The organism is Pseudomonas sp. P7779 (assembly GCF_013386315.1).
Classification (GTDB): Bacteria; Pseudomonadota; Gammaproteobacteria; order Pseudomonadales; family Pseudomonadaceae; genus Aquipseudomonas.
This window is the reverse complement of the sequence record NZ_JACARZ010000049.1, coordinates 40090-47353: the sequence shown is the minus strand read 5'-3', so window position 1 is coordinate 47353 and position 7264 is coordinate 40090. Positions and strand designations below refer to the sequence as shown.

6 protein-coding genes are annotated in these 7264 nt (G+C 62.3%); 5 read left to right on the top strand and 1 reads right to left on the bottom strand.

What is annotated here, in order from left to right:
• On the bottom strand, positions 1 to 1325 hold a 1325-nt coding region (locus tag HX869_RS15765), incomplete at its 3' end, for a DUF6531 domain-containing protein (RefSeq protein WP_256736770.1).
• Between the two features lie 365 nt (positions 1326 to 1690).
• Here HX869_RS15765 and HX869_RS15760 point away from each other — a divergent pair.
• From HX869_RS15760 to HX869_RS15740, 5 genes are all read left to right on the top strand, one after another.
• The gene (locus HX869_RS15760; protein WP_177069681.1) at positions 1691 to 3094 is read left to right on the top strand and encodes an amidase; all 1404 of its coding nucleotides are present in this window, start codon (positions 1691 to 1693) and stop codon (positions 3092 to 3094) included.
• 212 nt (positions 3095 to 3306) lie between these two features.
• On the top strand, positions 3307 to 4065 hold the full coding sequence (locus tag HX869_RS15755; RefSeq protein WP_008433061.1) for a DeoR/GlpR family DNA-binding transcription regulator: 759 nt from the start codon (positions 3307 to 3309) through the stop codon (positions 4063 to 4065).
• Entirely contained in the window at positions 4043 to 5323 is a 1281-nt protein-coding gene (locus tag HX869_RS15750) for a M20 family metallo-hydrolase (RefSeq protein ID WP_177035933.1), read from the top strand. The genes HX869_RS15755 and HX869_RS15750 overlap by 23 nt, the downstream gene beginning before the upstream one ends.
• Positions 5324 to 5331: 8 nt before the next feature.
• Complete coding sequence (locus HX869_RS15745) at positions 5332 to 6288, top strand: aminoglycoside phosphotransferase family protein (protein WP_177021418.1); 957 nt, start codon at positions 5332 to 5334, stop codon at positions 6286 to 6288.
• Complete coding sequence (locus HX869_RS15740) at positions 6285 to 7220, top strand: choline kinase family protein (RefSeq protein ID WP_003218516.1); 936 nt, start codon at positions 6285 to 6287, stop codon at positions 7218 to 7220. The genes HX869_RS15745 and HX869_RS15740 overlap by 4 nt, the downstream gene beginning before the upstream one ends.
• Positions 7221 to 7264: the final 44 nt, after the last annotated feature.

Here is a 7264-nt window from a genome sequence, read left to right as displayed (position 1 = left end):
CGCGTCCAGGCAAATGGCAGCACACCCTCCAACGAGCCATCCGTGAGGGTCAGCAGTTCCTCACCAGTAACCATCGAAACCGGGCAGCCATTGGTACAGGTATTCGCCGAACAGACCGAAGCATCACCATTGGGGGTTTTCGCCGAAGCCGGGGCATCATCCACATGTTCTTGCTTCACCAGCGCCGTGCGCGCCGCTTTAGGCTTTCGGACCAGCGCTGCCGGATTCGAAACCTCGTTTACACCGGCCTTCAACGGCACGGCCGCTGCCTTGATCGACACTGGGTCATTTTTAAGCGACACCGGCTTAAGCACACTGGGGTGCCAGTCCAGCCGTGGTGCCTCGCCCAACTTGGCCATCTGCTCGAGTAACACCCGTGCCCGGCCGGACCTGACCTTGCCCAGCACCTGCGGGCCCAAACGCACCGCCACACCCATGCCACCGGTAGCCCACAGCAACAGCAGGTTGAGCAGTACCTCGGAAGTCATTTCCCCCAGCAGCTCGTTCATGTCCGGCGGCGGAAGCAATTGCGCCCAACTGACCATCGCCGACAGATAGATGAACAACAGCGGTTCATCGCTCAGCACCAGAAGACCGTTGGCAATGGCCTCATTGCTGAGCTTCAACAGCTCTTCAAGCTCGCCTTGGGAGAGGTACTGCAGCAACTTTTCGCTATTGGGTTTGATGTCCGCCAGCCAGTCGTACAGGTTTGGAATACCGTCCCAAAGGCTGTACAGCGTGTTCGTAATCCCTCGCACAAACGCGGCGTCCATCAACTTGCGACGGTCGAGGGCGCTGGCGTTTGAGTACTGTTTCCACTGCTCTTCGAAGGTGCTCGTCCATTCACTGCGCAAGCTGCTTTCCAGTGAGCTGATCACCGACTGATAGGAGGCGTAGAGCGCCTTGACGTGATCCTTGGAAACATCGGGGTAGAAGCTGACCTGATACTGCTGGTCGCGCGTGCAGTCGGTGATTTCGAGGATGCCGCTGGGGCCGATGGTTTTATGAATGCGGGGACCGATCAGGCTGCCGTCCTCGGCGATGGCCTGGAGCATGACCGGCGTGTTGCCGATCGGCACAAACCGCTTGCTCTCAAACATATGCACCAGGGTCAGCGCACCATTGGGTTTGCACATTGCAACGGTGGTACTGGGGGCTCTAGAGGAAACAGGCGCGACCAGCGCGACCTCATCCCCAACCTTGAACACCTGCTCGACTTCCAGCGACGAAAAGCTCCAGAAGCTCTCAGCCCAATCGTCAAACGTGTTAAGGCACTCCCTGAAGTTACGAAAGACCGCTTCAACGTCCTTCGTCTCCACATCCATGGGAGCCAGGGCCAACCTGCCTATGGCGGGATTCAAGAGGCAGCCCCATCGGGCAGGGCATTAATCGAAAAAAACATCGGCGTTCCCTCGCGCTGTGTGATCAGGCGAGGGACTTTGCAGAGGTTTGTAAGAGAAAGAAGTCAGAGCTATCCACTGCTACTGATAGGACGTTTCGCCAAATCCCCGGCTAAACCGACCCGTTTTCGTAAGCCAAATCTCCGACAAAAATAAATCCCACAAAACCCACATACGCAACAAATCCAACTTGACAGCTTCCATTCCCTTGGCGTCTATTGACGTACCCGCTGGATCATTTCGCAGATGTCCCAGGATGCTCAATGAAGACTGATACCTCACTGACCCACATGCCCAGCGTCCTGCACGCAGCCGAAAGCATCCGCCAAGGCACACTGACCCCTGTGCAACTGGTCGAGCAAAGCCTCGAAGCCATCAAAACCCACAATCCCACACTGAATGCCTTCGGCGACGTCTACACCGAATCCGCGCGGGAGCAGGCTGAAATCCTGACCGCAGAAGCGCAGGCCAACCAATTTCGTGGCCCGCTCCACGGCATCCCCTTCGGCATCAAAGACCTGTTCTCCACCGCCAATCTGCGCACCACCCGCGGTTCGCTGACCGGCCTGGACAACGTCCCCACCCAGGACGCCCCGATCATCCGCCGCCTCAAGGAGGCCGGCGCGATCATCCTCGGCAAGACCGCCACCACCGAATTCGGCTGGACCGGCGCCAGCACCTCCCGGGTTTTCGGCAATGGCCGCAACCCCTGGAACCCCCAGCTCACCAGCGGAGGATCCAGTTCCGGCTCGGCCATTGCGGTGGCCGCACGCATGGTCCCGGCCACGCTGGGTTCCGACGGCGGCGGTTCGGTGCGCATTCCCGGCGCCTTTTGCGGTGCATTCGCTCTTAAAGGCTCTCTGGGGCGCATCCCCACCTGGCCCTGGTCCGCCACTGAAATGCTCAGCCACGCCGGCCCGATCACCCGTACCGTGCGCGACAGCGCGTTGCTCTTCGATATCCTCTCCGGGCCCGATCCGCTGGATCACCAGGCCTTGCCCGCGCCCACCGAGTCCTACCTGGCGCGCTGCGACCAACCGCTGGGCCCTGTGCGTGTGGCGTATTGCCCGACCTTGTTCGATACGCCGGTGGACCCGGTCATCGCCGCCACGGTCGAAGCGGCGGTGCATTACCTTGCGGATGAGCTGCCGGTCACCGTCACCACCCTGACCCTGGACTGGCAAGACCCGCTGGCCACCTTCGAAACCCTGTGGGTCGGCGGGCGCGGGATCGCCTATGGCAAATCCCTGGCCGATCGCCTCGACCAACTGGACCCGGGTTTCGCTGCGCTGATCAAGCGCTCCGCTGATTACGATCTGGCGGCCTACCTCAAGGCTGTGCAGCAACGTGCACTGTTCGCCAATCAGGTACACGCGCTGTTTAATGACTACGACGTACTGCTGATGCCGACGATGCCGATCCTGCCGTTCGCCGCCGACCGGGTTGCCCCCGAGGGCTGGCCGGGCGAGGAGGGCGCGGTGCCCTGGGCCCGCTGGACGCCGTTTACCTATCCGTTCAATATCACCGGCAACCCCGCTGCCAGCCTGCCCTGCGGCTTCAGCCCGAGCGGTTTGCCGATTGGCCTGCAGGTGATCGGCCCACGTTTTGCCGACGCCCAGGTGCTGCAATTCTGCGCGGCCGTCGAAGCCATCGCCCCCTGGGATCAGCACCTCCCCCCGATGCTGATGCCCTGATTGATTGCACCCGGAGTGGGCTCAAAAGAAGCCCGCCCGTGATAAACGCTTTGTGTTGTCCTGCCCTTTCACACCCTGATGAGTGAGAGGTACCCGTGACCCTGTCCATGGCTGTATTACGTTCTATGCTCCCCGCTGGACCGGCTCGCGCCGCGTTTCGCCGTGGGGCGCGCAATACCGGCCGCCTGAACCTGCCCTGGAATACCTCTTTTATGCTCAACCAGCCACGTCTCGACGAAATCATGCTCCTGCTCACCCAACACCAGCGCGTCAAGGCGTCGGACCTGGCGCAGGCGCTGTTCGTCTCCGAAGAAACCATCCGCCGCGACTTCAAGTACCTGGAAGAAGCCGGCAAGCTGCGGCGCATCCACGGCGGCGCGATCCTGCCGCGGCTCAACGAAGAACAGCCGCTGCAAGTGCGCAGCCGCATCAAGCCCCAGGCCAAGACGCGCATTGCAGTGTGTGCGGCGAAGCTGGTGAGCGAAGGTATGGTGCTGTTTCTCGACACCGGCACCTCGACCCTGGCCCTGGCCCAGCAACTGACCGCGTTCAGCCAGTTGCGCATCATCACCAACTCCCTGGACATCGCCCGCCTGATCACCGAACAAAGCGCCAACCAGGTGCTGGTGGTGCCTGGCGATGTGCGCCGCAACGACAACGCGCTGATTGGCGCCCACACCCTGGAATTCGTCCGACAGTTTCACTACGACATTGCCTTCATGGGTATCGGCGCTGTCGACCTGGAGCTGGGGTTCATGGACTACCAGGAGCCCGAGGCGCTGCTGCGCCGGGAACTGACCAAACACAGCCTGCGCAGCGTGATCCTGGCCGATGACGCCAAGTTCGGCCACCGCACCTTTATCAATACGCTGCCGTTCAGCGCCATCACGACCCTGGTCACCAATCGTGCGCCGTCCAACGACTTTGCGACCCGCCTGGAGCAAGCCCATGTCGATATCCTTTACCCCTGAGTTGCTGGTGCCCAGTGAACAGGACCTTGAAACCTTCGAGGCGCTGTTCCGCGACACCTCGGCCATCGGCGCGACCAAGGCCGGTGGGCTGCATCGCCTCGCCGCCTCGGCCGAAGACGGCGCCGTGCGCGACCTGTTCGCGGCCTGGCTGACTGAACGCGGTTTTGACGTGCGTGTGGATGCAGTGGGTAACATGTTCGGTTTGATCACCTTTAATCCAGAAGCGCCCTACGTGCTGTGTGGTTCGCATCTGGACAGCCAGCCGAGTGCCGGGCGTTTCGATGGGGTCTATGGCGTACTGGCCGGCGCAGTCGCGGTGGCCAGCCTGGCTCGCCAACTGCGCGAGCGCGGCGAAGTACCGGCGTGCAACCTGGCGGTGGTGAACTGGACCAACGAGGAGGGCGCGCGTTTCCAGCCCAGCCTGATCGGCAGCAGCGTGTTCACCGGTGACCTGGCCCTGCAGGACGCCTGGGCCTGCCGCGATGGCGATGGCATCAGCCTCAAGCATGCGCTGCAGCAGATTGGTTATCTGGGGGAGGGCCGCGTCGAGCTGGACGTCGCCGGTTATGTGGAAATCCACGTCGAACAAGGTGATGGCCTTGAGCGCGACGGGCTGGCCATCGGTGTGGTGCGCGACACCTGGGCCGCCCTCAAGCAACGGATTCGGTTCATCGGTGAACAGAACCACACCGGTCCTACACCCATGGCTGCACGCAAGGATGCCTTGCTGGCCGCCGCCCACGCGATCACTGCGGTGCGGGCCGAGGCCGACCTGCACGGCGTGCAACTGCACAGCTCGGTGGGGCGCCTGGAGATCTATCCCAATTCCCCCAACGTGGTGCCTTCCAGCGTGACGTTGCATGTCGAGTACCGCTCGCCCGACACCGAATTACTGGCCGCAGCCGGTGCGCGCCTGGACGCCAGCCTCAAGGCCACCGCCAGCGCCACGTCGACTGACTACAGCATCGAAAGCCGCGCCCTGCGTGAGCCGAGCCACCTGCATCACGGTTTTGCCGAGCTGGCCTACGGCGTCGGCCAGCAACTGCGCTTGCCCATCGGCAACAGCGTCACCGTGTCAGGCCACGACGCCATCAGCCTGAGCCGGCATTACCCGGTGTGCCTGCTGTTTATCCCGAGCAGCAATGGCGTGTCCCACAACGAAGCGGAATTCACCAGCGAACAGGACATGCGCAACGGCCTGCACATGCTGACCGCGTTGCTGCACCGCGCCTGTTCCACCCCCAACGCCTACCGATGAGGTCTGCCATGTCGAGTCGTTTGCAAGCAAAGTCACGGCTGCTGGGCGCCCTGGAGGCCGCCGGCTTGTCCGCCCATGTGGTGGTCGAAGAGGGCACCGCCGGGATTGCCTCGCCGGTACGCCTGGCCACCGAGTGGGCCGGTTTTACCGTCAGCGCACCGTGGGGCCAGTGTTACGCCAAAGTCTTGCATGACGACATGCGCGCGCTGATCGACATTGAACGCACTGCCCGCGCCACCCAACTGGCAGCTGATTGCGACGTGACGCCGGGTGTGCGCCTGGTGGATGCCACGGCCGGCGTGTTGCTGCTGGATGCGTTGCCCACCAGCGAGTGGCGTTGGGCCCGCCTCGACGAATTGATGCAGCCCCAGCGCCTGCAAGCGCTCTGGGCCCTGAAGAAACAATTGCACCAAGGCACCTCGCCGGGCTTCGCCCGCTCGCCGCTGCAAGACATCCAGCACCTGCGCGAATTATGCGTGCGCTACAGCGTGGCCTTGCCCATCGACCACGCCTGGATCAGTACCTGCATTGACCTGGCCTGGACCTCGCTGCAACTGAACGCCAGCGACTCGGTGCCGCTGCACGGCGACGGCGTGGCGAGCAACGTGATGATCGGCCCGGACGGCGCCTTGCAACTGATCGACTTCGATTACGCCGGCAGTGGTGATCCCTGGTACGACGTGGCCATCAGCCTTAATGAGTTGTACGTCTTCGAAAACGACTGGCGCGAAGGCATCCATGCCTGGGCCGGCGAGTGCCGTGAAAGCGACTATGCGCGCTGCCGCTTGTACGCCTTGATCAACGATTGGTACTGGACGCTCTGGGGCCTGTGGGTCGGCGCTACCTCGGCGCGGCCGCTGGAGTTTTCCAAGGTCGGGCAGTGGACGCTGTTGCGCTGCCGCCAAAGTCTGCAAGACCCGCGGTTTGAAGGTTGGCTACGTCAGGTACAGGAGGGGCAGGCATGAAAGCGTTAGGTGAGGCGTGTACGCCACAAGAGTGTCAGCTGGAAGCGGCGGTGCGCGGGGTTGCCAGTTGGGGCGGCACCGGCATTCGTTATGAACCGGTCAGCGGCGGGATTTCCAACACCAACTGGCGGGTGGAAGTGGCCGGGATCGACACTGCGTATTTCTTCAAGGTGCCGGGCGTGGGCACCGAGATGTTCATCGACCGCCGCACGGCCCACGACGCCAGCCTCAAGGCGGCGCAAACCGGCTATGGCGCGCCGGTGTTCGCATTCCTTGAAGAGTTCGGCGTGGAAGTCTTCGAGTTCATGGAGGGCTGGCGCGCCTCCTCCAACCACGACTTCCTCGACCGCGACGTGCGCCACAACGCGCTGCACGCCCTCAAGGCGTTCAACGACCAGCCGCCACTGGTGCAGACCAAGACCGTGTTCGACATGATTGCCGAGCACCAGCGGCAGGTGGAGCAACTCAACGGCTGCAAGCCCGCCGACGACGCCTGGCTGCGCCGCCAATGCGACCGCGCCCGGGGTGTGCTGCAAGCTTCCGGCATCGACCTGGCTCCCTGCATGAATGACACCCTGGCGGGTAATTTCATGCTCAACGACCGTCGGCAAATTCGTCTGGTGGACTTCGAATACGCCTCCAACAACGACCGGCATTACGAACTGGCGCTGTGGTTCGGCGAGATGTTTTTCACTGATGAAATGGAACTGGCCCTGATCGAGGATTACTTCGGCCAGGTCACCCCGCAGAACCTCGCGCGCATCAAGTTGCACAAGGCCCTGGCGGACATCAAATGGTCGACCTGGGCGATGGTGCAGCACGCGGTGTCGCAGCTGGATTTCGACTTCTATAAATACGGCACCTGGAAGCACATGCGTGCCCGCAGCATCATCAACGATTCGCAATGGGAAACCTGGCTAAGACAGGCTTGAGCCTGCGCCAGACAACAATAATGCATTGAATGAAGTCACTTGGG

What these genes read in the sequence shown, in the direction of transcription:
- HX869_RS15760 (WP_177069681.1), top strand. Translation starts at nt 1,691, where the DNA reads ATGCCCAGCGTCCTGCACGCAGCCGAAAGCATCCGCCAAGGCACACTG.
- HX869_RS15755 (WP_008433061.1), top strand. Translation starts at nt 3,307, where the DNA reads ATGCTCAACCAGCCACGTCTCGACGAAATCATGCTCCTGCTCACCCAA.
- HX869_RS15750 (WP_177035933.1), top strand. Translation starts at nt 4,043, where the DNA reads ATGTCGATATCCTTTACCCCTGAGTTGCTGGTGCCCAGTGAACAGGAC.
- HX869_RS15745 (WP_177021418.1), top strand. Translation starts at nt 5,332, where the DNA reads ATGTCGAGTCGTTTGCAAGCAAAGTCACGGCTGCTGGGCGCCCTGGAG.
- HX869_RS15740 (WP_003218516.1), top strand. Translation starts at nt 6,285, where the DNA reads ATGAAAGCGTTAGGTGAGGCGTGTACGCCACAAGAGTGTCAGCTGGAA.